This is a genomic window from Vreelandella mediterranea, assembly GCF_970647075.1.
Window position 1 is genome coordinate 2,163,998 of sequence record NZ_OZ310198.1, and the last position, 21,302, is coordinate 2,185,299.

At 58.7% G+C, this 21,302-nt stretch carries 22 protein-coding genes; 8 read left to right on the top strand and 14 right to left on the bottom strand.

Translation table 11 applies throughout. From position 1 onward, the window contains the following. Positions 1 to 2: 2 nt before the first annotated feature. From ACWFVE_RS10125 to ACWFVE_RS10150, 6 genes are all read right to left on the bottom strand, one after another. Positions 3 to 1,286 carry a TRAP transporter large permease gene (locus tag ACWFVE_RS10125; protein ID WP_447529149.1) on the bottom strand — a complete coding sequence of 428 codons (1,284 nt, stop codon included), beginning with the start codon at positions 1,284 to 1,286 and terminating at the stop codon, positions 3 to 5. 2 nt (positions 1,287 to 1,288) lie between these two features. Beyond that, positions 1,289 to 1,870 (bottom strand): TRAP transporter small permease, encoded by a 582-nt coding sequence (locus ACWFVE_RS10130; protein WP_447529150.1) that lies wholly within the window; start codon positions 1,868 to 1,870, stop codon positions 1,289 to 1,291. 84 nt (positions 1,871 to 1,954) lie between these two features. After that, entirely contained in the window at positions 1,955 to 2,923 is a 969-nt protein-coding gene (locus ACWFVE_RS10135) for a TRAP transporter substrate-binding protein (protein WP_447529151.1), read from the bottom strand. Between the two features lie 84 nt (positions 2,924 to 3,007). Continuing rightward, complete coding sequence (locus ACWFVE_RS10140) at positions 3,008 to 4,030, bottom strand: Zn-dependent oxidoreductase (RefSeq protein ID WP_447529152.1); 1,023 nt, start codon at positions 4,028 to 4,030, stop codon at positions 3,008 to 3,010. A gap of 12 nt (positions 4,031 to 4,042) precedes the next feature. After that, on the bottom strand, positions 4,043 to 5,254 hold the full coding sequence (manD, locus tag ACWFVE_RS10145; protein ID WP_447529153.1) for a D-mannonate dehydratase ManD: 1,212 nt from the start codon (positions 5,252 to 5,254) through the stop codon (positions 4,043 to 4,045). After that, positions 5,251 to 5,988 carry a GntR family transcriptional regulator gene (locus tag ACWFVE_RS10150; protein WP_447530523.1) on the bottom strand — a complete coding sequence of 246 codons (738 nt, stop codon included), beginning with the start codon at positions 5,986 to 5,988 and terminating at the stop codon, positions 5,251 to 5,253. Before ACWFVE_RS10150 ends, manD begins: the two co-directional genes overlap by 4 nt. 122 nt (positions 5,989 to 6,110) lie before the next feature. On the opposite strand from ACWFVE_RS10150, the gene ACWFVE_RS10155 reads away from it, so the two are divergent. The 3 genes from ACWFVE_RS10155 to ACWFVE_RS10165 all read left to right on the top strand — a co-directional run bounded on the left by ACWFVE_RS10155 (position 6,111) and on the right by ACWFVE_RS10165 (position 8,553). Continuing rightward, positions 6,111 to 7,286 (top strand): alpha-hydroxy acid oxidase, encoded by a 1,176-nt coding sequence (locus tag ACWFVE_RS10155; RefSeq protein ID WP_447529154.1) that lies wholly within the window; start codon positions 6,111 to 6,113, stop codon positions 7,284 to 7,286. 103 nt (positions 7,287 to 7,389) lie between these two features. Continuing rightward, a complete protein-coding gene (locus tag ACWFVE_RS10160) occupies positions 7,390 to 7,914 on the top strand; it encodes a hypothetical protein (protein ID WP_447529155.1) in 525 nt (174 codons plus the stop codon). A 90-nt stretch (positions 7,915 to 8,004) separates the two neighbouring features. Further along, positions 8,005 to 8,553, top strand: a complete 549-nt coding sequence (locus tag ACWFVE_RS10165) for a CAP domain-containing protein (RefSeq protein ID WP_447529156.1) — start codon at positions 8,005 to 8,007, stop codon at positions 8,551 to 8,553. Positions 8,554 to 8,575: 22 nt separating this feature from the next. On the opposite strand, the gene ACWFVE_RS10170 is transcribed toward ACWFVE_RS10165, so the two are convergent. Beyond that, positions 8,576 to 9,079, bottom strand: coding sequence for a CreA family protein (locus tag ACWFVE_RS10170; protein ID WP_447529157.1), 504 nt, complete (start codon positions 9,077 to 9,079; stop codon positions 8,576 to 8,578). Between the two features lie 46 nt (positions 9,080 to 9,125). Further along, positions 9,126 to 10,211, bottom strand: a complete 1,086-nt coding sequence (locus tag ACWFVE_RS10175) for a catalase family protein (protein WP_447529158.1) — start codon at positions 10,209 to 10,211, stop codon at positions 9,126 to 9,128. Between the two features lie 228 nt (positions 10,212 to 10,439). Between ACWFVE_RS10175 and ACWFVE_RS10180 the strand changes: the two genes are divergently transcribed. Genes ACWFVE_RS10180 through ACWFVE_RS10195 form a run of 4 tightly spaced genes read left to right on the top strand, consistent with a single transcriptional unit; the run spans position 10,440 to position 13,627 of the window. Next, complete coding sequence (locus ACWFVE_RS10180) at positions 10,440 to 11,345, top strand: 3-keto-5-aminohexanoate cleavage protein (RefSeq protein WP_447529159.1); 906 nt, start codon at positions 10,440 to 10,442, stop codon at positions 11,343 to 11,345. Beyond that, the gene (locus ACWFVE_RS10185) at positions 11,342 to 12,346 is read left to right on the top strand and encodes an L-carnitine dehydrogenase (RefSeq protein WP_447529160.1); all 1,005 of its coding nucleotides are present in this window, start codon (positions 11,342 to 11,344) and stop codon (positions 12,344 to 12,346) included. The genes ACWFVE_RS10180 and ACWFVE_RS10185 overlap by 4 nt, the downstream gene beginning before the upstream one ends. After that, on the top strand, positions 12,346 to 12,798 hold the full coding sequence (locus ACWFVE_RS10190; protein WP_447529161.1) for a thioesterase family protein: 453 nt from the start codon (positions 12,346 to 12,348) through the stop codon (positions 12,796 to 12,798). The genes ACWFVE_RS10185 and ACWFVE_RS10190 overlap by 1 nt, the downstream gene beginning before the upstream one ends. Position 12,799: 1 nt before the next feature. Then, the gene (locus ACWFVE_RS10195; protein WP_447529162.1) at positions 12,800 to 13,627 is read left to right on the top strand and encodes an alpha/beta hydrolase; all 828 of its coding nucleotides are present in this window, start codon (positions 12,800 to 12,802) and stop codon (positions 13,625 to 13,627) included. 54 nt (positions 13,628 to 13,681) lie between these two features. On the opposite strand, the gene ACWFVE_RS10200 is transcribed toward ACWFVE_RS10195, so the two are convergent. Both ACWFVE_RS10200 and ACWFVE_RS10205 read right to left on the bottom strand, forming a co-directional pair. Further along, on the bottom strand, positions 13,682 to 14,593 hold the full coding sequence (locus tag ACWFVE_RS10200) for an ABC transporter substrate-binding protein (RefSeq protein ID WP_447530524.1): 912 nt from the start codon (positions 14,591 to 14,593) through the stop codon (positions 13,682 to 13,684). A 211-nt stretch (positions 14,594 to 14,804) separates the two neighbouring features. Beyond that, positions 14,805 to 15,773 carry a GlxA family transcriptional regulator gene (locus ACWFVE_RS10205; protein WP_447529163.1) on the bottom strand — a complete coding sequence of 323 codons (969 nt, stop codon included), beginning with the start codon at positions 15,771 to 15,773 and terminating at the stop codon, positions 14,805 to 14,807. Positions 15,774 to 15,928: 155 nt separating this feature from the next. On the opposite strand from ACWFVE_RS10205, the gene ACWFVE_RS10210 reads away from it, so the two are divergent. Beyond that, positions 15,929 to 16,417, top strand: coding sequence for a pyridoxamine 5'-phosphate oxidase family protein (locus tag ACWFVE_RS10210; RefSeq protein WP_447529164.1), 489 nt, complete (start codon positions 15,929 to 15,931; stop codon positions 16,415 to 16,417). A gap of 57 nt (positions 16,418 to 16,474) precedes the next feature. Here ACWFVE_RS10210 and ACWFVE_RS10215 read toward each other — a convergent pair whose 3' ends face one another. The 4 genes from ACWFVE_RS10215 to ACWFVE_RS10230 form a co-directional block, all read right to left on the bottom strand. Continuing rightward, on the bottom strand, positions 16,475 to 16,714 hold the full coding sequence (locus ACWFVE_RS10215) for a DUF333 domain-containing protein (RefSeq protein ID WP_447529165.1): 240 nt from the start codon (positions 16,712 to 16,714) through the stop codon (positions 16,475 to 16,477). Between the two features lie 70 nt (positions 16,715 to 16,784). Continuing rightward, the gene (locus tag ACWFVE_RS10220; protein ID WP_447529166.1) at positions 16,785 to 17,075 is read right to left on the bottom strand and encodes a lysozyme inhibitor LprI family protein; all 291 of its coding nucleotides are present in this window, start codon (positions 17,073 to 17,075) and stop codon (positions 16,785 to 16,787) included. A 501-nt stretch (positions 17,076 to 17,576) separates the two neighbouring features. Then, complete coding sequence (locus ACWFVE_RS10225) at positions 17,577 to 19,307, bottom strand: hypothetical protein (RefSeq protein ID WP_447529167.1); 1,731 nt, start codon at positions 19,305 to 19,307, stop codon at positions 17,577 to 17,579. A gap of 2 nt (positions 19,308 to 19,309) precedes the next feature. Beyond that, the gene (locus ACWFVE_RS10230; protein WP_447529168.1) at positions 19,310 to 21,043 is read right to left on the bottom strand and encodes a hypothetical protein; all 1,734 of its coding nucleotides are present in this window, start codon (positions 21,041 to 21,043) and stop codon (positions 19,310 to 19,312) included. Between the last annotated feature and the right edge of the window lie 259 nt (positions 21,044 to 21,302).

Consider the following 21,302-nt stretch of genomic DNA (forward strand, 5'->3'; position numbering starts at 1 on the left):
GACTAATTACTCCCCATCAGCAAATTGGGCAGCCAGAGCGAAATGGCCGGCACGTAGGTCACCAGCAGCAGCACCGCCAGATTACACAGCAAGAAAGGCACGATGGCGCGGGCCACGGACAGCATGGGTATCTTGCCGATACCCGCCACTACGAACAGGCACACCCCGACCGGCGGCGTGGTCAGGCCGATCATAAGGTTGAGCACCGCGATCACGGCAAAGTGGACCGGGTCGACGCCGACACCGGTGGCCACCCCGACCAGCGCCGGGAACAAAATGATCAACGCGGCAATGGTTTCCATGAAGGCGCCGACGAACAGCAGGATCAGGTTGAGAATCAGCAGCACGATCAGCGGGTTCTCGCTGATGGAGAGAATCAGCGTGGCGACCATCTGGGGAATTTGCTCGCTGGTCAGGATCCAGCCGAACAGGTTGGCAAGCCCCACCATTAGCAAAAGCGCCGAGGAGGTCAGCACGGTGTCGACCAGAATCGACGGGAGCTTACGCCAGGTCAGCCCCTTGTAGACGTACATACCGACCACCAGGGCATAGACGCAGGCCACGATCGAGGCCTCGGTCGGGGTGAAGAAGCCACCGATGATGCCGTAGAGAATGATCACGGTCATCAGAAGCGCCCAGAAGGCGGTTCTGGCTTCGCGCAGAAGCTGCATGACCGGAACACGCTTCTCCTTCGGGTAGCCCCGCCGAACGGCCAGGATGTACACCGTCACCATCATGGCAAGGCCCATCAAAAGCCCCGGAATGGCGCCGGCTAGAAACATTCGACCCACGGAAATCCCGCTCAAAGAGCCGGCGATGATCATGGGCACACTCGGCGGAATGATCGGCCCGACCGTGGAGGACGCCGCGGTGACGGCGGCGGCGAAAGGTTTGTCGTAGCCCGAGCGCGCCATACCGGGAATCATCACCGAGCCGATACTCGCCGAGTCCGCCACGGCGGTGCCGGAGATGCCGCCAAAGATCATCGAGCCGCCCACGTTGGCAAGACCCAACCCGCCACGAATATGGCCAAGCAACGCATTCGCAAAACGCACGATGTGTTCGGTGATGTTGCCCACGTTCATCAGGTTACCGGCCAGCACGAAGCCTGGAATACACAGCAGCACGAAGGTATCGATACCTGCGAACATACGCTGGGGCACGATGGTCAGCGAAATGCCTTCCATCAGCAGATAGGACATCGAGGCGATACCCAGCGCAAAAGCGATGGGCATGCCCACCACCAGCAGTACCAGAAAAACGCTAAACAAAATGATGACTTCCATGCTTACGACTCCCGTTCACGAGCGGCAGAGGGACGACACACCGCCATCACTCCCTCGACGCAGCCCAGCGCGCTATAAAGCAGCACCAGCGCAAAAGTCACTACCGTCGAGAAGAAGATATACAGCATGGGGATGCGAAGCGTGGGGGATGTTTGCCAGGTACCGTTTTGGGCATACTGCCAAGCGTAGGGCAGCACCATGAAAGCAAATACGCCGATGATCAAACAGATCAGCGCCTGACACGCGGCTCGAGCGCGTAGCCCGAGCATATGATGGAACAGCTCGACGCTGATATTGCGGTTTTGGCGCAGCACCACGCCCGCCGAGAGCGCCACCATGTAGATGAACAAATAACGCGAAAGCTCTTCGGTCCAGGATATGGAGACCGGCAGAAACAGCCGCGAAGCCACTTGAAGCAGGACCGTGGCGGCAATGGCGATAAGCGCCAGCACGGCAAGCGTGAGAAAGCACGTATCCACCCAGCTCATCAGGCGCCCGATAGGCCCCTTGAACTTGGGTACCGTCGACATCGAATCCAGACTCTCTAGCGCCTCTTGCTCGAGCGCATTTTGATCCGAGCTCATAATCGTATCCTCGAGGGGCAAACCACTCTTGCAGATAGAAAACGGGCTGGCGTAGCCGCCAGCCCATTCTCGTTACCAACCGCGTTACAGGTCTTGAATGGCGTCGAACAGTTCACGCTGCTCGTCCGTCAAGGCATCGATGACCGCCGGGCGCGCTTTTTCGGCAAAGGCGTCCACGTCCACCTCGATGAACTCCATGCCCCGCTCTTGAAGCGCCTGCTCCAGACGCGTCTGGTCTTCATCGAAGAGCTCGGACTCGAAGGACTGCATGGTGCTGGCGGCATCGCGAACGACCTGCTGCAGGTCATCGGGCATGTTTTCCAGCTGGTTACGGCCAATTACCACGTAGATCCAGCTACGCACGTGGCCGGTCATGTTCACGTAGTCCTGAACTTCGTTGAAGCTGGCGCTCTCGATCAGGCTAAGCGGGTTTTCCTGGCCTTCGAGGGTATTTTGTTGAAGCGCGGTGAATACCTCGCTGAATGCCATGGGCGTGGGGCGTGCACCCAACGCCTCCCAGGTGTCGACGAAAAGCGGCACGTTGGGGACACGTAAACGCAGGCCGTCCAGATCCTCCGGCGTGCGGATCGGCCGGTTGGAAGTCAGCTCCCGCGCGCCACGCTCGAACCAGGCAAGCGGCACCAGGTTGGTACGATCGATGATCTGCTCTTCGATCTCGCTGCCGATCTCACCGCTCACCGCCGCATGCAGGTGCTCGGAGTCGCGGAAAGCGTAGGGTACGGCCATCATGGCGGCTTTAGGGGCCCAGTTCTGCAGGCTCTCACCGGTAATGGTCATATCCGCGGTGCCCAGCTGGATGCTATTGATGACATCCATTTCATTACCCAACTGCTCGCTGGGATAAAGGCGCACTTCGATACGACCATCGGAGTTGGCTTCGACCTCTTCCTTGAATTTCTCTGCGGCCTGGTGCCAGATGTTCTGTTCGTTGGCCAGGTGACCAAAGCGTAGCGTGTAATCCGCCGCCAGCGCCGACTGCGCGCTGAGCAGAACCGTTCCGAGTACTGCGCTGGTTAGTAGTTTCTTGATCATTTTTATCACTCCTGCACTTTTGCGTTATTGGTTGTTAGTCGCGCTTTACGGCTGTTAAAACAGCGTGGTGAGTTGGCGTATGCCTCAAGAGCTGATCTGGATCAGCACCTTGCGAGCTTCTTCCGGGCGGTGATCGAGCATGTCGATGGCATCGGGCATCTCGCCCAGCGGCAGTCGATGGCTCACCAGCGCCAGCGGGTCGAGCTTACCGCTTGCCATCAGTGCCAATACCTCCGGAAACTTACGGTTATTGAGCCGCGAGCCGACTAGCGTCAACTCTTTTTTGATCACTTCGAGCTGGATCAAATCGCTTGGCTGAACGCTGAAGCCAAGCAGACCGATGCGCCCCGCCGGGGACGCCAGACGCAACATCTGGGGCAGTAGCGCCGGTACGCAGGCGGCGTCGGCAATCAGCGGCACGCCCTCGCCCTGGGTCAGCGCCAGAATCTCTTTTTCGACATCCTGGGTATGGCTGTTGAGCACGTGGGTCGCGCCAAGCTCCTTGGCTGCGGCCAGGCGCTCGTCGATCACATCGGTCACGATGATTTCATCGATGCCCATGGCCCGCGCCATCTGCAGGATGGTCATGCCGATCATGCCCGCACCCAGAATCATAAGCTGGTCGCCACGGTGCGGCTGCATGCGGTCCAACACGTTGGCGGCAATGGTGTAGGGCTCGACCAGCGCGGCGGCGTCCAGGCCGATATGCTCGGGTACCTTGTGCACATTGGCGGCCGGCACGACCACGAACTCCTCGAAGCCGCCGTTACGGTGCACGCCGATCACTTCCAGCGCGCTGCATACGTTGGGGCGGTTGATACGGCACGGATAGCAGGTGCCGCAGCTAATCACCGGGTCGACGCAGACGCGTTCGCCGGCGGCGACATCCGCAACGCCCTCACCGGTGCTCTCCACCACCCCGGCAAACTCATGGCCGGTAATACGCGGAAAGCGCACGAAGGCGTTATCGCCGTGGATGATGTGCATGTCGGAGCCGCAAATACCGGCAAACGCGACGCGCACCAGCACCTCGCCCGCGGCGGGTGTGGGGACATCGACATCGCCGACCTGGTAGTCGTGGGGGGCATTGACCTGAAATGCTTTCATAAGCAGAACTCCTTACCAGTGCCAGAGGGTGCCGTCTTCAAGGCGGTTGACCGGCAGGCTGGCACGCTTGTAGGGATACTGTTTGGCAAGTTCCTCGTCGATATCGACGCCGTGCCCCGGTTTTTCACCCACGATAAAATGGCCATCCTCGAAGCGATAATCGTGGGGGAAGACCTCGTCGGTGGTCTGGGTGTGCGGCATGTACTCCTGAATACCGAAGTTGGGCACCCAGGTATCGAAGTGGATCGCCGCGCCCAAGCACACCGGCGAGAGATCCGTCGGCCCGTGGAACCCGGTACGCACGTGGTAAAGCCCCGCCAGGTCCGCCAGCCGGCGCATGTGGGTGATACCGCCGGCGTGGGTGAGCGTGGCGCGAATGTAGTCGATCCACTGGTTCTCGATCAGCGCCTTGGCATCGAACAGGCTATTGAACACCTCCCCCACGGCAAGCGGTGTGGTGGTGTGTTGACGAACCAGACCGAAACTCTCCTGATTTTCCGCCGGTACGCAGTCCTCGAGCCAGAACAAATGATAAGGCTCCACTTCCTTGCCAAGCCGGGCCGCTTCGATGGGCGTCAGGCGGTGGTGAACGTCGTGCAGGATATGCAGGTCATCACCAAAGCGCTCGCGCACGGCGGCAAACAGCTTGGGCACGTGGTTCAAATATTTGGAGGTATTCCAAACGTGCTCCGCCGGCAGGTCGGCGTCGGCGGGCTCGTAGGGCTCGCCATCCTTTTTCGCCACGCCGTAGATGCTCGCAATACCCGGCACGCCGGCCTGAACGCGCACCGCCTTGTAGCCCTGGTCCACGTGGCGGGCGACCTCTTTTAAACACGCATCGATATCGCGCCCGGTCGCATGGCCATAGACCATCACCCGCTCGCGGCTTTTACCGCCCAGCATCTGATAAAGCGGCATACCGGCAAGCTTTGATTTGATATCCCAAAGCGCCATATCCACCGCGCCGATCGCGCTCATGGTGACCGGCCCACGCCGCCAGTAGGCGCCGCGATACAGATAGTGCCAGATATCCTCGATGCGTTGCGGGTCCCGGCCAATCAGTGCCGGTATCACGTGTTCATCGAGGTAGGCGACCACCGCCATTTCGCGGCCGTTGAGCGTGGCGTCGCCGATACCGTAGGTCCCTTCATCGGTAACGATTTTCAGGGTAACGAAGTTACGCCCCGGCGAGGTGACAATGGTGTAAGCGTGTTCGATTTTCATGAAGTTGCCTCCTCAATGAGGGATACCGTTTCCTGAGCATCGAACATCTCGGGAAACCGCTTAACTAAATCGGGAAGAGAAACGAAGATTTCGCGCAAATGCCGGCGCATCGCCTGCTCGGCAAGCGCTACGTCCCGCTCTTCGATGGCGGCCACGATATCGGCGTGCTGGTCGACCAAACGGGCGATGGGGGTGGTATCGGGTACGCTCAAATAGCGCACGCGGTCGAGCTGTACCCTCACCTCTTCGATCACTTTCCAGGCCGAGGACTGATCGACCGCGAGTGAAAGCGTTTTGTGAAAGCGCTCGTCCAACTGATAGAAGCCGACCGTGTCGTGGGGCTCGATGCAGCGACGCTGACGCGTTAGTAAATCGTGCAATTCGCTTAGCACCTCGGGCGCTAGCCCCTTGGCCGTTGCCTGACGCACCACCGCCACCTCGACGGCTTCGCGTACGAAGCGGGCCTCGAGCACCGCACGCTGAGAAATCTTGACCACGTAGGTGCCGCGTTGCGGCCTTACCTCGACCAGCCCCGCCTCGGAAAGGCGAATAAACGCTTCACGCACCGGCTGGCGGCTAACCGAAAACGCGTCCGCCACCTCTTTTTCGGACAGCGCCTTGCCCGGCGCCAGCGCCATTTGAATGATCGACTGGCGAAGCACGTGGTAAAGGCGCTGGCGAACCGGCTCGTTCTCCGAGGTATCCTGCCATAGCACTTGTAGCGCCGTGTTCATATTGCCCATTGGAAGCAGCCTGTTGGTAGGACGGGTGCCCTTATCTGATAGAACTAGTATGGTAGTATGGCGATACAAACAAAAGACCTTTCACGCTATACTTTGGTTGAAGGTGAACAATCATGAAACGCCAGCTTTACAAGGGCTCGGATTACAAAAAAGCCTTGAATATCGAAGACCTGGAGCGCATTGCGAAGAAAAGAATGCCCAACTTCGTATTCGAATACGTTTATGGCGGAAGCGACGACGAGCACACCTTGCATCGCAACCGTTCGGTATTCGATCGGTACCTGTTCGAGCCCAAAACGATGACCAACGTCGGCCCGCGGGATTTGAGCGCTACCCTATTGGGGGGCACTTACCGCATGCCTCTAGCGATTGGCCCTACCGGGTTCAACGGCATGCTCACCCGCGACGGTGACCTAAAACTTGCCCACGCCGCCCGGGATGCCGGTATCCCCTTCGTACTCAGCAGCGTCTCGACCACGCGTCTGGAAGAGATCGCCGCGGTCGAAGGCCTCACCGCCTGGATGCAGATCTACTTCTATCGCGACCGCGACTTCGTCGAATCGATGGTCAAACGCTGCCAAGCGGCGGGGTTCGAGGCCATCGTGGTGACCACCGATAGTGCCATTTACGGCAACCGCGAGTGGGATGTGCGCAATTTTCGCCGGCCCATGAAGCCCTCGCTGCCCAATTTGCTTCACCTGCTTGGCAAGCCCGGCTGGATGAGCGATGTCCTTTGGCCCGACGGGCTGCCCACGTTCAAGAACCTGGATGAGCTGCTGCCGCCGGGTAAGCGCAACGCCCAGGGCGCCTCGCAGATCATCGGCCCACAGCTGGACCCTTCCCTTAACTGGGACGATATTGCCTGGCTGCGCGCGTTCTGGCCCGGCAAACTCATCCTGAAAGGCATACTCGCGCCCCAGGAAGCCCAGCACGCCGCGGACCTGGGCGTGGACGCCGTCGTGCTCTCCAATCATGGGGGCCGCCAGCTCAATCACTCGCTTTCACCCATGGATACCCTGGAGGAGGTCAAGGCCCGGGTGGGCGAGCGCTGCCAGGTGTTCGTCGATAGCGGCTTTCGCCGCGGCACCGATATCATCAAGGCGCTGGCCCTCGGCGCGGACGCCGTTTGGCTTGGCAGAGCCACGCTATATGGCCTTGCGGCCGGCGGGCAAGCGGGCGTCACCCATGCGCTTGGGCTACTCGAAAAAGAGATGGCGTCGACACTTGGCCTTTTAGGATATAACCGCTTAAGTGAGCTGGATACGCACTGCCTGCGACGCCCGGCTTAACCATCGTGCAAGCGCCTTCGGGCGCCACGTATTTGTTTGCCCAACGCCCAGCAACGTCAGATACTGAGCGTGCTCCAGGCCACCCACTACTGCGAGAATGCCCATGCCCCGCTGCTGTACCGCCCTTCTGCTCTCGTTTTTCCTGGCATCGTCCGCCCAGGCGGCCTGCCAGCGTGACCCCGTCAGTTTTGATTTTCCCGCCCAGCGGATGGACGAAGCGCTGCAGCAATTAGCCCACCGCACGGGCTGCTTTATACACACGCGCCCCGCCGCTATGGGCGACACCCAGGTACCGGCCGTAAGCGGCACCTACCGCCCGGAAGAGGCGCTTTGGGCGATTTTGAAAGGGTCGGGTTGGGAGGGGTATCGCACCGATGAAGGCTTGGCGGTCAACCGGCACTGGCAAACATGGGTCAAGCGACACACCCAAACCCTGCGCGCCCGGTTAGAAGCGCTCGAAACGCTAAACGCCGCCGAGCGCCAAGCCTACCTCGATGAACTTCAAGCGCTTGAAAATAGCGTAAGCGCGCTCGCCCGCGAGCAAGGGTTTATCAGCGCGGGGGAACACGCGAGCTATCAGCGCAGTATCGAGGCGCTGGAAAGCACGTTGCGGGCTCACAGCTCATAGCGGTAACGGCTTGCCTGCCTCTCGATGGCGGGCCAGGCTTGCGCGATGGGTAAAGCATTCGAGCACGGCATACTTTTAGGCAGGACATTCATGAAAAATCCATCTTCACGCCAGCAACTCAAGCGGACTTCCGGCATAGCGGTAGTGGGCGCTTGCCTGCTGGCCGCCTCGTTAAGCGCCAAAGCGCAGGAGACGACGTCATCCAGCGAGTGCGAGATGACCGAGCGCCAGCAGGAAATGCTTTCGCGGGTCAACGAGGCTCGGAGCAGCGCCCGGGAGTGCGGTGGGGAGTCTTTTCCGGCGGTAGAGCCGCTTGGCTGGAGCTGCCAGCTCGAAGCCGCCGCCAGGCTGCACTCACAAGACATGGCCGAGAACGCCTTCTTTAGCCATACCGGCTCCGAAGGTTCCAGCATCGAAGAGCGGGTGAATGAACAGGACTACGCCTGGCGAGCGGTCGGCGAAAATATCGCCGCGGGCCACCGGTCGGTCGAAGCGGCGATTGAAGGCTGGATCGAAAGCCCCGGCCATTGTCGCAACCTGATGAGCGAGCAGTTCAGCGAAATGGGGATGGCGAGGGCCGACAACGACGACACCCGCTATTCGACTTACTGGACGCAGACCTTCGCCGACCCGCGCTAGGCGCTCAGAGCCGGGTAAAGCCTTACTGGGCGGCCGGGGTTAAATCACCGTAGTGCACCGCGGTAATCGCATTTTTCGGCGAGCCATCGACCAGCTTGGTGCTGTAGGTCAGGTAGACGAAGGTTTGGGTTTCGGCGTCGTGCATGCGTACGACGCGCATGTTTTTGAATAGCACCGAGCGGCGCTGGGTGAAAATGACCTCCTGCTCGGTGACCTCATCCGGGTCAAAGATGATCGGCCCGGTTTGGCGACACGCCACGCTCGCTTCGCTCGCCTCCTCGGCCAGGCCTATCGCGCCGGAAATACCGCCAATCTGAGAGTAGGAGATATAGCACGAAATGCCCTGCACCTTCGGGTCGTCGAAGCGCTCCACCTCGATGGTGTTGTTCGGCCCGAGCATTCTGAACTCGGTGCGTACGCTGCCGATATGAGCGTCCTGGGCCAGCAGCGCGGCCGGCAACAGGGCCGCCGCCACGGCCAGTGATCCAACCACGGCGCGATTCAAACGAAACAAGGGCTTGGCCATCAGTGTGAGGTCCTGAACGGGGGAGAGAAATCGATACCGCTTCAACTCAATGAGAGCCGGCTGACGGTTCATGGTACGGGCAGCCGTTGAAGCGTGCACGGAAATCCGCGGAGTGGCGGTAGGTCTCCTTGCGCACGCGGTTGATATTACCCAGCGGCTGGTGGTCGATAATACCGGTCCAGACGCTAAAGCGCATTTCATCCTCGACCCGCTTGACCTTCTCTTCTTGCCAGCTATCCTGGGCGGGAACACGCAGCGTGGCCACGCGCTGAAATGGCGTGCGCGTCTCTTCCCACTCGACCGTTGCATCTTCGATCGGCTGCTTTTCGAGATCGCGGCAAAGCTGAACGCAAAACTCCCACTCGCCCGCGCGGTGGTGCATCTCACCGCGTACATCTTCACGGATCGCATCCTGGCGCCCGTCGATATCGACCGTGCGCCCGGTAAGCGCCTTGAGCGAGTCGCTGACCGGTCTGAGCATGAACTTGGCCATGTAATCGCCGTAGCGGAAAGCCGTCGCGCTGTAATAGGTTTCCCCCAGCGGGTCGATATTGGGCGCCCCGCCCAACGCGTTCAGCGTGGTGCTACTACTGCTCACGGCCTCGAGCGCCTTGTTCACGCCCTGCAGGGTTTTGGAGGCGACCACCTTGGTGCCCTCCAAACGGTCCGTGGTACTGGCCAGCATCTTGAGATTGGTCAGAAACTTGCTCGCCGTGGGCGCTTGAAAGACCGGCGCATTGAGCAAGATGAAATCCTGATTATGCCCTTCCGAGTCAGGCAGCCGCTCGCCTTCGACATCCACTACTTTTAGCGCAAGCCCCCGGGGCAGCGAAACGGCGTCGGGAAGAATGTCGCCGGCGTTGGTCGAAAGGCGCAAGAACACATCGAACTCGCCGGGCTTGGCAAAAAGCCCCTGAGCCAGCTCATCGGACAACCCCTGCTCGACGCTCAACGTACCGCTCAAAATACCGTGGGCCTTGGCATGCACTGCGCGCACGGCGTGGCCGTAATCCTCAGAAGTGTGCTCTAAAATGGTATCGAAGGTGTCGTTGAGCGAATCGATGACGTCCTGCTCGTCCTCCAGGGGTGTTTCAACGTCAGGGGTATAGCGTAGGGGAGTAGACAGCTCCATAGGGCCTCCATGCTTTGCTTTATTCGTTATCTCTACTAGCGTCACGGGTCACTGCGGAAACTACCTGTCGCGCAGTGCTCCAAGCTTAGCCTGGCCAAGCGGTCAGCGCCTAGGCGAAAGCGCCCAGCCGAATGTCCGCCCTGGTATATCAAGCGTCGTCTTATAACAAATTCACGACCTGGCATCGCGCCATACTGATTCGTATCAACATCAAATGTGGAGCGAGTAATGAATCGCCATGTCATCCTGACCTGCGCCGTGACCGGCGCGGGTGACACCACCGGTAAGAACCCCAACGTGCCGGTCACCCCGGAACAGATCGCCAACGACTGCATCGCCGCCGCCAAGGCCGGCGCCAGTGTGGCCCATATTCACGTACGCGACCCGAACACCGGTGGCGTCAGCCACGACCCGGCGCATTTTCGCGAAGTGATGGCCCGGGTGCGGGGCTCCGGCCAAGACATCGTGATGAACATCACCGCCGGCGGCGGCGGCGACTGGATCCCCGACGCCCAGGACCCTACCCGGGGCGGGCCAGGTACCGATATTCAAACGCCCGCCGAGCGTCACGCCCCGGTAGGGGAACTCTTGCCCGAACTGTGCACGCTGGACTGCGGTAGCCTCAACTTCGGCGACATGGTCTACGTCAACCCGGCGGACTGGCTGCGCGAGCACGCCCGCCTGGTGCAGGCCGCCGGCGTCAAACCGGAGCTGGAGTGTTTCGACCTGGGCCACGTCTGGTTCGCCCGCCAGCTTCAACAAGAAGGCTTGATCGACGGCGACCCGCTCTACCAGCTCTGCCTGGGTATTCCCTGGGGCGCCGAAGCCGACACCGAAACCATGGTGGCCATGCGCAACAAATTGCCCGCCCACGCCCAGTGGGCGGCCTTCGGCATCGGCCGCGCGCAGATGCCGATGGTCGCGCAGTCCGCGCTTCTCGGCGGCCACGCCCGGGTGGGTTTGGAGGACAACCTCTACTTGAAAAAGGGGGTGATGGCGACCAACGCCCAGCTGGTCGAAAAAGCCGCCACCCTGCTCGAGAACCTGGGCGGCCAGGTGATGACCCCGGCCGAGACCCGCACGCATCTCTCGCTCAACGGCGCTAAAGCCTTGAATAAAGGAGCCAACGCATGAGCCAGCAGCCGTCCCAACAACGATCTCAACAACCGTCTCAGCAACGATCCCAAAAGCTATCCGTCATCGGCACCGGCGTGATCGGCAACGGCTGGATCGCCCGGGCGCTGGCCCAGGGCTTCGACGTAGTCGCGTTCGACCCGGACCCGGCCGCTGCCGAGCGTACCCGCGCGTTCATCGACAACGCCTGGGCTTCGCTTGAAGGCCTGGGCCTGGCGCCGGGGGCCAGCAAGGAGCGGCTGCGTTTTGCCGACACCATCGACGCGGCGGTCGAAGGCGCGGACCTCATTCAGGAGAACGTGCCCGAGCGCCTGGAACTCAAGCGCGACGTGCTGGCCAGAATCGACCAGGCCGCCGATGAAACCGTGCTGATCGGCTCCTCGACCTCGGGCTACAAGCCTTCTGAGCTTCAGGCTGGCTGCTTCAAAGCGCCGGGGCGGGTGATCGTCGCCCATCCGTTCAACCCGGTGTACTTGCTGCCGCTGGTCGAGCTGGTGGGGGGCGAGGCTACTACGCCGGCGCACATCGAACGCGCGCAGCGCCTTTATGAAGACCTGGCCATGCGCCCGCTGGTGGTGCGTAAGGAGATCGAGGGCCACTTGGCCGACCGCCTGATGGAGGCGCTCTGGCGCGAGGCGCTGCACCTGGTCAACGACGGCGTGGCCACCACCGAAGAAGTGGACGCCGCGGTGGTCTACGGCTGCGGGCTGCGCTGGTCGTTGATGGGCACCTTCCTGACCTTCCACCTGGCCGGTGGCGACCAGGGCATGCGCCATATGCTCGAGCAGTTCGGACCGGCCTTGAAACAGCCCTGGACCAAACTCGAAGCCCCGGAGCTCACCGACGAGCTGATCGACCGCGTGGTCGAAGGCTGCGAGCACCAGGCCGCCGGGCGCAGCGTGGCCGAGCTCGACCGCCGCCGCGACGACTTCCTGGTCGAACTGCTCGGCCTGGTGCAAAAATACTGGCCCGAGGCCGAAGGCTTGAAAGGACGGCTCTAATGCAGATACTCACCACGGAAGTGGCAAGCGAGTGGGTCGACTACAACGGCCACATGAACGACGCCGAGTACGCCCGGGTCTTCTCGCTGGCCGTCGATGCGCTGATGGACCACATCGGCCTGGGCAGCGAGGGCCGCGCCCAGCATCGCTACACGCTCTACACCCTGGAAACGCACCTTTGCTACCGACAAGAAGCCCATGAGGGCCAGGCCCTGGTTGTTACCACGCGGGTATTGAACCAGGACGCCAAGCGCCTGCACATGTTTTTCGAGATGCAGGATAGCGAGGGGGCGCTGCTTGCTACCAGCGAGCAGATGCTAATGGGCATCGACGTGCAAAGCGGGCGCCCGGCGCCCTTTCCCGCGCCGGTGAACGAGGCCATCGCCTCGCTCCCCGTCTGCGACGAACACACTTGGCCCGCGCTTGCCGGGCGTACCATCGGAATTCCCTGACATGGATATCACAACCTTCATTCGCCGCTTTGAAAAAGGCCAGGCCACGCTTGAATCACTGCCGCTGCCCCAGGCGCGAAAGCACTACGATGCGCTGTGCCAGTCGTTCACGCCTTCGGACCCGGCGGGCATGCAGGTAGCCGATGACGTACTGGCCCACGTACCCATACGGCGCTTCAAGCCCGCCCACGCTGGCCCCGGGGCGGTGATCTTTCTACACGGCGGCGGTTTCACCATCGGGTCGGTGGTGAGTCATCACGGCGTCGCGGCAAGCCTGGCCGAGCAGCTCAAGCGTGAGGTGATCAGCGTCGACTACCCCCTCGCTTATGAAGCGAATTACTCCAGCATGCTCAAACGCTGTTGCGAGGTGATCGACGCCGCTAAGCCTGCTTGCATGGTGGGTGACAGCGCCGGCGCGAGGCTGGCGATGGACGCCTCGATAAGGCTTAATTCAAAAGCGGTACTGGGGCTTATCTACCCACCTGTGAACGGTTTGCGCCATGAAACGCTGGGGCCGGACGCCCCGCTATTGAGCCGCCAGGACGTGCTGTTCATCTCGCCGCTGTGCCCGGCGCTTGCTTCGAGCGCGCCGACGCCGCTTCCCAAGGGCGTCGTCGAAGTTCTCGCGGTGGAGCACGACCCGCTGACCGCACCGCTTGAGCGGGTGGTCGAGCAGTGGCGTCATCAAGGCGCAGAGGTAGGCTACCGGTGCGCGCCCAACATGGTGCACGGCGCCCTTCACGCCCAGGCACACCTTCCAGACATGCAAAACGCCTGGCAGGATTTCTGCCAGGCGCTCGAACGTCGTTTAGCCTCAAAGGCCGGGTAGCAGCGAAGACCGCTTAGCAACGTAGCTCAGTTAAAAAAGAAGCAAGGCCAAGGGTTATTCGTAGGCGGCTCTTACCGCTTCGATGGCGGGTTCGCCGTCCTTATCGTCGACGCCGTCCAGCCAGGCCTCGACGGTCTCCAGGTTGGCGGCGATCCACTCGGAGGCGACTTCATCCGCCGGGCGGTCGTCGAAGCTATAGCCGTGGACCCATTCGTTTTGATCTTCGATATCCACCACGAACTGGGAAAGAAAGCGGTGCAGCGCCGGGTCGTCCTCGGCCAGGCTCGCCGGTACCACGGTCCACACGGTGCTTTCGATCTCGGCCACGCCCGCGTCGTCCGAGTCTTTTAGATACGCCAGGTCGAAGCTTACGTTCATCCAGTGGGGTTCCCAGCCCACGAAGGTTACCCACTCTTCGTCGCGCATGCGCTGCTCGGCCTGGGCCAACATGGCCGAGGTGGAGCTTTCCCGCAGGCGCCAACCGCCCAAACCGGCCAGGTCGTTGTCGATGGCGTTCAGCACGGCGGTATTGATGCCGGTGCCCGCCTCGATGCCCTGAATCTCGCCCTCGAAACGCTCACGGTGCTCGTTCAGGTCGGCCACCGTGGTCACCCCCGCGTCATACACGTAGCGCGGCACCACCAGCCCCGAGTTCGCCCCTTCGATGTTGGAGACGAGCTTCTCGACCTGGCCGTTATCCACCAGGGGCTCGACCATATCCGTTTGCACCGGATACCAGCCGCCCAGGTAAACGTCGATATCGCCGCGAGTCAGGCCTTCCAGAATCACGCTCACCGCCAGGTCGCGCTGGCGGGTCTCGTAACCCATGGCTTCCATCAACTGCGCGGCCACTTCGGACTTCACCGTCACCCCCGGCCAAGGCGGCACGCCAAAACGCACTTCATCGAGCGCGGCCTGGGCGGCGGTGGCGCAGGCCAGTCCGCTTAGGCTCAACGCGCCGATCATCAACGCCCTGGGCAGGCGAGCGCTGGTTGAACGGGCCTGGTTTGAGCGAATATTGTTTGAACGGGTATTGTGCAGAACGCTTGCGGGCAGTGTTTTCAGGGCCATGCTCATTCGCGTCTCCTCTGTTGACGGTAGACCACCAGTTTGACCGCCCCACCCCAACGCAAACGACACCAGGCGACTCTAAAGCCACACTTTACGACATAGCGCCTTACAACCGGGCGTGGCGGCGCGCCTGAATGGGCGAATGCCCGAACCGGGCACGAAACGCCCGGGCGAAGCTGGAACTAGAGCCAAACCCGCAAGCAACGGCGATGGCAAGCACGCCCATATCGGTTTCGATCAAGAGCCGTTCGGCGCGCGCCAGGCGCAGGTTCTGGTACCACTGGCGCGGCGAGGCCCCTAGCTGGTCCTCGAACAGACGCTGTAATTGGCGCGCCGATACGCCGCTTTGCCGAGCGATCTCGCCAAGTGTGAGCGGCTCTTCCAAGTGGCGCTCCATCAGCGCGACCGCCTCGACCAGGCGGCGGTTGTGGCTGCCCAGGCGGCGCGCCAGGGACATGCGCTGCTGGTCGTGGTGGCTGCGCAGGCGCTCGTGAATCAACTGCTCCGAGACCGCCACTGCTAGCCCCGCCCCGTGGCGCCGGGCAATGACCTCCAGCGCCATGTCCATCGCCGCCGCCCCGCCGGCGCAAGAAAAACGCCGCTCGCCAAGCTCGAACAGCTCATCCGAGGTTTCGATCCCCGGAAAGCGCTCGCGAAACACCGGCAGGCTCTCCCAGTGAAGCGTGACCCGCTCGCCCTTCAAAAGCTCGGCTTTTGCCAGCAGGAACCCGCCGGTATCCAGCCCGCCGAGCGCGCATCCGGCCTGGTCCAGCCGGTGCAGCCACCCCGTGAGCGCCCGGTTCAAATGGGCCTCGGGCTCGAAGCCGCTACAAAGCGCCAACGACGATATATCGAGGGTGCCGATGGGCTGGTCCACCATCAGCGTCATCTGGTTGCTGGCGGTGACCGGCTCGCCGTTTTCGCTCAACAACACCCACTCGAAAAGCGCCTTGCCGCTGATGCGGTTGGCGATACGCAGCGGCTCCACGGCGGAGAAAAACGCCATCATCGAAAAACGCGGCAGGAGGAGAAACCCGATACGCTCTGGTAACGGCCCAACATAGTGCAGGCGCAATGTCGCTCCCGATGGATAGAGTGTTTTAAAAACGAACCCACGCGCCGGCTAATTTAAAGCAAGCCGGCGCGCTCTCTTCTACACTGAAACGCATAACGAAGCACAGGCCGCTGTGCGCGTTAGTATAGAAAGCCGATTCATAAGGAGAGTGAACGATGTCGAGCCCCGAGCATAAGCAAAAAATCTGGTCGATGATCAAGGATATCAAAGTAGGCATGTTGGTCACCAATGACCACGACATGCCCCGCGCCCGCCCCATGCACCTGGTGCAGGAAGAGTACGACGGCACGCTTTGGTTCTACACCCGCCGCAGCGCTGAAAAAGTGTTCGAGGCGGAAAAAGATCACGACGTTTGCCTGAGCTTCTCGGATCAGGAGCACGGTATCTACGTCTCCATGTCCGGCAAGGCCAACCTGACCGACAACCGCGACCTGATCCACAAGTACTGGAACCCCTTCATTGCCGCCTGGTTCCCGGAAGGCAAGGACGACCCGGACATCGCCCTGCTCGAAATCAAGGTCGAGATGGGTGAGCACTGGAAAGCCAACGAGAGCAAAGTCTACCAGCTCTACGAAATCGCCAAGGCCAACATCAAAAAAGACGACACCCCGGATATGGGCGAGAACGAGAAGTTCGGCCACTGATCGTCTAACGCCTATCTCCCCCCACGGCGCCGGCTTGTCCGGCGCTGTGGTTCAGCTTCACTCGTGTAAGCGCAACCCTTCCGAACGGTACAGCTGGTTCACTTCGATGACGCGGCCCTCCATCAAATGACAGTACTGGCGGCCATCATCGCTGCCGTCGCGGGTTCTCACCTCGCCCCCTTCCCGCTCGCAGTAATTCACGGCCAGTTCTTGCGCCTGTTCTGCCCCGTTGGAGCCTGGTGCCGCGCACCCTGCCAAGGCCACAAGCAACACCGCGCCTACGCTATAACGAATCATATTGGTCTCCTTTTATAAAACCCGTGGACTCACTATAGCCACTCCCCGCCCCGGTGGCGAAATACCTGGCTCAGGGCTGCTGCATGTACTCAAGCTCCGTGGCCCGCTCGGCGGTGGCGCTTAAAAAGCAGTCGTTGCTGATCAAACGGGCCATCGTGCCTTCTCCGGTCGCGTAGAAGTAGCAGTTAGCATCCCGGTACGAGATCCAAAGCCGCTGGGCATCCCGCAGGGCTATTTGCCGCTTCTCGGGTAACTCGCTACGAATAGCCCGGTAGGCATCGTTTAACCTTTGGTCTTGAATCTCGAGTTCGTCGCTCATGCACTCGACCATGGATTGCGTAACGCCGCCGGAGGCTTCCATGCAGGTGCTGTATTGGTTGGTGTAGGGATTTTCGTCGTTAGCTTGGGCCTTGAAAGGTAACGGTATAAAAAATAATGCTGTGGCTATTATGGGTAAACGGTTTTTGTTCATTGAGGCTCTATAGGGGCCGGTTAAGTTAAGGTGTGAAGGTTAACTGATGTTTGAGAGTTGGATGGGGATTTTATGGAGGGTGAGTATTTGAGTATTGTTGAAGATGCAGGGCTTTGTTAAAAGCTCGCTTTGATTTCCTGACAGGAGTATATAATAAAAATTAAGCTACTGAAAAATAATTGTTTTAAGTAAATATTAAAAAATGAATATACCAGTCTGTATATCATTCCCCTTCATCTGCAATCCGTTGACGGATTATCGTAGGATAATATCAATGCCGATTCAGTTTGCGGCACAGATGGACTGCTTACGGCCAAATGCGGACATTGACGGCCCCCGACGGTGCTGCAGCGCAGCTTTCACTAAAGGGCAAAAAGGCTTCTTGCTTTACTATGAATGAGGCTCTACCAGAGCCTCATCTGAACTGCTTTGCGGCGGCATCCAAAGTGTTGGCGGGATAGGCAAGCGGTAGTGCCTACAGGCCGTCAAGAAAAGTGGAACCAGTCCTCGCTTCATCGCTGTCATTTCAAAAATTGCCCCACACTCCTTGATTGCCAGGTTCAAGGCTTCTGCTATCTCCGCATTTCCACGTGCTGGCGACAGGTCAGTCACGCAAATCCCATGGTAGGTATCCCCACGCCAGATTTTTTGGTCTGTCTCCTCATCGGGGAACCACGCCTGATGCGTGCAGGCGGGTATTTTTTGGGAAAGTCGTCTGGAGAATTCTTCAATGAAAAATTGTTCAGGGCAATACTGAAGCCAAATGAATAGGTAGGGATACAGGACACTGCCAACACAAGCCTCATCACGGTACTCCTGTTCATTACTCGCAGGATGAGCAAGCAGATCGTTGTAGTCGCGAAAACACGTTGGGTAACTAGTATTGGTTAGAAGTGCGAACGATGTGTTCTCAGCCATGGCATGGAACCATGGCATAAATCGCCTGCCTGACGATGTTTGTTGAGCAAGATACATGACCAAGGCTGCCTCGATCATGTGGTCGTCCTTGAACGGAGACCCCAAAGTCGGGTTGTTGTTGATCAGGGCCACCAACATATCGAGCATCTTCTTTGTCTGCTCGTTCAGACTGTGAGCGAACTCGGGGTTCGTCTCCGAGAGAGCTTTCCCGAACAAGTCAGTCCAGATTGCACGAGTGGCCGCACGGCCAAGCAAGTCGAACATCGCAAGATTGGCATCGACCGCTTCTCGCGACTTCACCGAAACCGTTAGCGAATGGAGCGTCTCAGCATGAGGATACAGAACCTTCTCAAAATAAACCTCGGACATCATCAAATAGAGCCGGACGTACTGGTCCAAAATTTCCGTCAGAGCAATTTGATGTTTGGTAGGCTTAGACTTGACGGGTTCTTCGCGCATTGCATCCCAGCAGAACAGCAAGCCCAATTCAGATATCCGATAAACGACATCGAGACTCTTTGCTTCAACCGCCCAGGCGCAAATGGCGTGGAGGCAAATATACGCCTGTCTTAGCCTCAATAGGCGCTCTTTGTCTTTCATATCCTCTTTTGGGAGAGCGATGGCAACAAAACTTCTGGTATATTCATAACAGGCCTCTGGCTCATTCACCATTGCAAGGGCTTTCTGAAAATGCCTGCGCGCCGCTTCGTCCAGCAACTCCCGAGCCAATAAAGATTTTTCCATAAATCCAGCTAACCGGTCTCCATTCCACAACTCAAAACCAATTTTCTCGCTTGCATAAGTCGCTGTGAAGCCGGCCCAGTTTCCTTCAACCGTTTCCTTTAATTCCCCCCCCATGCACAGGCAAATTTTGATCGGCAAATCTTGATGCTCTTTGGCAATCTTTGAGCGAATGTACACCTCTAGAATTTCTCGAAGTTCAGGGCCTACTGATTGTGGCCCGGCATCCCAGTCATTGCGCCCAACATCTCCTGCCTTAACACAGAGCAAATAGAGGTATTTCTGCTCATCGTCTGGCAACTGACCGACAGCAGATATATCAACTCCATCTTGGCGGGTTCCGATCATTGGGGTTTTCAGAACCTGCAATCCCATCGCGGAAAGCAGGTTGGGCAACAACACTTTATCGAGGTCACCTCGTTCCTTGAGGGACGCCAGATATTCTTTGAGTATCAGTTTCATTTTTATTTTCTCTGCTCGACCCTGCACAGCAAGAGCAAACGATTAAAACCAACCGGGTCAATTACGGACAAACGAGGAAGTTCAACGCTATAGGAGTGTTCGCTCAGGGGGGTGATACTTGGAAACTTTTCGCCATCAGCACCCGTGATCATACTGAAGCTCTTGCGACCGTAAAGCATCGTCGCAGTATGAAACATATCGCCAAAGATAGACATTTTGCGCGCTTGCTTTTGAATATCCGTATTCCTCTGGTGATCTTTGATCGCCGCCGCTCGTCTCGCTTCATTTGAGGGTTCAAGTTCGCTAATGTCCTGCGCCTTTTCCAGCCTGTCAATATATGCTGCGTGGTGCGCTATCAGCTCTTGAGCCGCCTTAGCCACAGTTGGGGAAGCACTAGACGCTTGTTGCTCAAGATACGGCTTAAGCTCATTAGAGTAGCTAAGGAGCAGCGGTTCCCAAAGGAGATCTTCAATCTCAGGGACAGCATCTGGATGACCATATTCGACTAGACTAAGCAGAATTGACGCTGCCGTGATCTCATGCAGCCAAAGAAAGCCGATACATTTTCGGGCTAGAAAAACTTGATCTACTGCTTCTGGAGGTAAGTCTTGCGGCAGGAGAGATAGTGCTGTCCCCTTATCTCCGCCGCTGACCATTTCGGCCAAAAAGCTGCACAGGGAGAAGTTGCCAGAATTAAGCCAGCGCGCGAAAAGATATGAAGTGTTTGCTGTTTCTTCCCAAACCCATTCGCAAAAGCTATGAAACTGCTTGCTCTTTGCTGGCTGCTCGAAGTGCGGAATCATGGCCTCTATGAACGCGATCACCTCCTTAAATGACCAGCGTTCATCTTTCCAAGTTAGTGCTTTATCTATCCAGTGGCTTGCTGTCTCGAAGCTAGAGGATATGCTTTGTGATCTACTCAATACTGCACTGATAGTTTGCTCTGTGGATGCATTCTTGTGATAGAAAAGCATCGCGCACAGGCGCACCAAGTCGTCATCTGTCGGCTGGGCGAGAAGGGACTTTATCGCTTCGTCTTGCCGATATTTTTCCTTGGTCGCATCATTGTCCCAAATGCGAAAAACGGCCTCAATAGCAGCATTTCGCGCATCATCAGAAGACGGACTTTGAATTTCCGAAAGGCAAGCATCTATACCAGTTTGGTCGTCCTGTGATGTCATGTTCTTGAGCCTTCCTAAGGCGCGAAATCCTATAGATCGGAGTTCCGCTCTACTGTCCTCTAAGAAATCTACCAAGTATCCAAAGTTATTGAGACCTTGTAAGGCAAACACACAGGAACGTTGGCAATCCTCTTGGCCGTCTTTTGCGCCTGTAATTATTTTTTTGACTTGAGAGGGATGTTTTTCGCACCAACGAACGAATGACACAAACGGAGTGTTAGAAGCCCCATCGTTACCTGCTCTCTCAACCAGACACTCAGCAAACTGCTGTACAGCAGGGTAATCATCCACCACGTGCTCAATTGCGTCAGACAACGCGCCGAACACCATCCAAAAGTCGTTGTGTTCCAGCTGTCGTATGGCCGCACGGTTGGCGTTCGAGAGCAGAGCGATCTCACCCGAGTTGTTCAAATCAGCCAATAAACCGCCAAGTTCCCGTTTTCTGTCTTTGTATTCAAAGTCGAGAATGGTTGGGATAAGGCGTCCGGCGGCATCGCCCTCGATAATCAGCTGAGCTAAATCACTTTTTTCTGTCACGCTGCCGACCTCGTTCACCAATGCATTCTTTGCACAACCATACCGCGCAGACCAGTCGTTGGAAACTACTGCCTCTCAACAAGGGCAAGTAATTTTCACACAGGCTGTTGCGACTTTTCACCTGCAGCGAACGACAGCTATCCGCCCTCCACGTCGATGATCCGACATATGCCGCACCCTGCATGACGGTCTGCTTTGGGTCGAAAGCTGCTGGTTAGTGATATGCAAAATCTGGCCGCAAGCAGGTTGATTCGCATAAGACCCTGACCTCTAATTT

Coding starts and splice junctions, on each gene's coding strand:
- ACWFVE_RS10125 (WP_447529149.1), bottom strand. CDS start 1,286: ATGGAAGTCATCATTTTGTTTAGCGTTTTTCTGGTACTGCTGGTGGTG.
- ACWFVE_RS10130 (WP_447529150.1), bottom strand. CDS start 1,870: ATGAGCTCGGATCAAAATGCGCTCGAGCAAGAGGCGCTAGAGAGTCTG.
- ACWFVE_RS10135 (WP_447529151.1), bottom strand. CDS start 2,923: ATGATCAAGAAACTACTAACCAGCGCAGTACTCGGAACGGTTCTGCTC.
- ACWFVE_RS10140 (WP_447529152.1), bottom strand. CDS start 4,030: ATGAAAGCATTTCAGGTCAATGCCCCCCACGACTACCAGGTCGGCGAT.
- manD (WP_447529153.1), bottom strand. CDS start 5,254: ATGAAAATCGAACACGCTTACACCATTGTCACCTCGCCGGGGCGTAAC.
- ACWFVE_RS10150 (WP_447530523.1), bottom strand. CDS start 5,988: ATGAACACGGCGCTACAAGTGCTATGGCAGGATACCTCGGAGAACGAG.
- ACWFVE_RS10155 (WP_447529154.1), top strand. CDS start 6,111: ATGAAACGCCAGCTTTACAAGGGCTCGGATTACAAAAAAGCCTTGAAT.
- ACWFVE_RS10160 (WP_447529155.1), top strand. CDS start 7,390: ATGCCCCGCTGCTGTACCGCCCTTCTGCTCTCGTTTTTCCTGGCATCG.
- ACWFVE_RS10165 (WP_447529156.1), top strand. CDS start 8,005: ATGAAAAATCCATCTTCACGCCAGCAACTCAAGCGGACTTCCGGCATA.
- ACWFVE_RS10170 (WP_447529157.1), bottom strand. CDS start 9,079: ATGGCCAAGCCCTTGTTTCGTTTGAATCGCGCCGTGGTTGGATCACTG.
- ACWFVE_RS10175 (WP_447529158.1), bottom strand. CDS start 10,211: ATGGAGCTGTCTACTCCCCTACGCTATACCCCTGACGTTGAAACACCC.
- ACWFVE_RS10180 (WP_447529159.1), top strand. CDS start 10,440: ATGAATCGCCATGTCATCCTGACCTGCGCCGTGACCGGCGCGGGTGAC.
- ACWFVE_RS10185 (WP_447529160.1), top strand. CDS start 11,342: ATGAGCCAGCAGCCGTCCCAACAACGATCTCAACAACCGTCTCAGCAA.
- ACWFVE_RS10190 (WP_447529161.1), top strand. CDS start 12,346: ATGCAGATACTCACCACGGAAGTGGCAAGCGAGTGGGTCGACTACAAC.
- ACWFVE_RS10195 (WP_447529162.1), top strand. CDS start 12,800: ATGGATATCACAACCTTCATTCGCCGCTTTGAAAAAGGCCAGGCCACG.
- ACWFVE_RS10200 (WP_447530524.1), bottom strand. CDS start 14,593: ATGATCGGCGCGTTGAGCCTAAGCGGACTGGCCTGCGCCACCGCCGCC.
- ACWFVE_RS10210 (WP_447529164.1), top strand. CDS start 15,929: ATGTCGAGCCCCGAGCATAAGCAAAAAATCTGGTCGATGATCAAGGAT.
- ACWFVE_RS10215 (WP_447529165.1), bottom strand. CDS start 16,714: ATGATTCGTTATAGCGTAGGCGCGGTGTTGCTTGTGGCCTTGGCAGGG.
- ACWFVE_RS10220 (WP_447529166.1), bottom strand. CDS start 17,075: ATGGAAGCCTCCGGCGGCGTTACGCAATCCATGGTCGAGTGCATGAGC.
- ACWFVE_RS10225 (WP_447529167.1), bottom strand. CDS start 19,307: ATGAAACTGATACTCAAAGAATATCTGGCGTCCCTCAAGGAACGAGGT.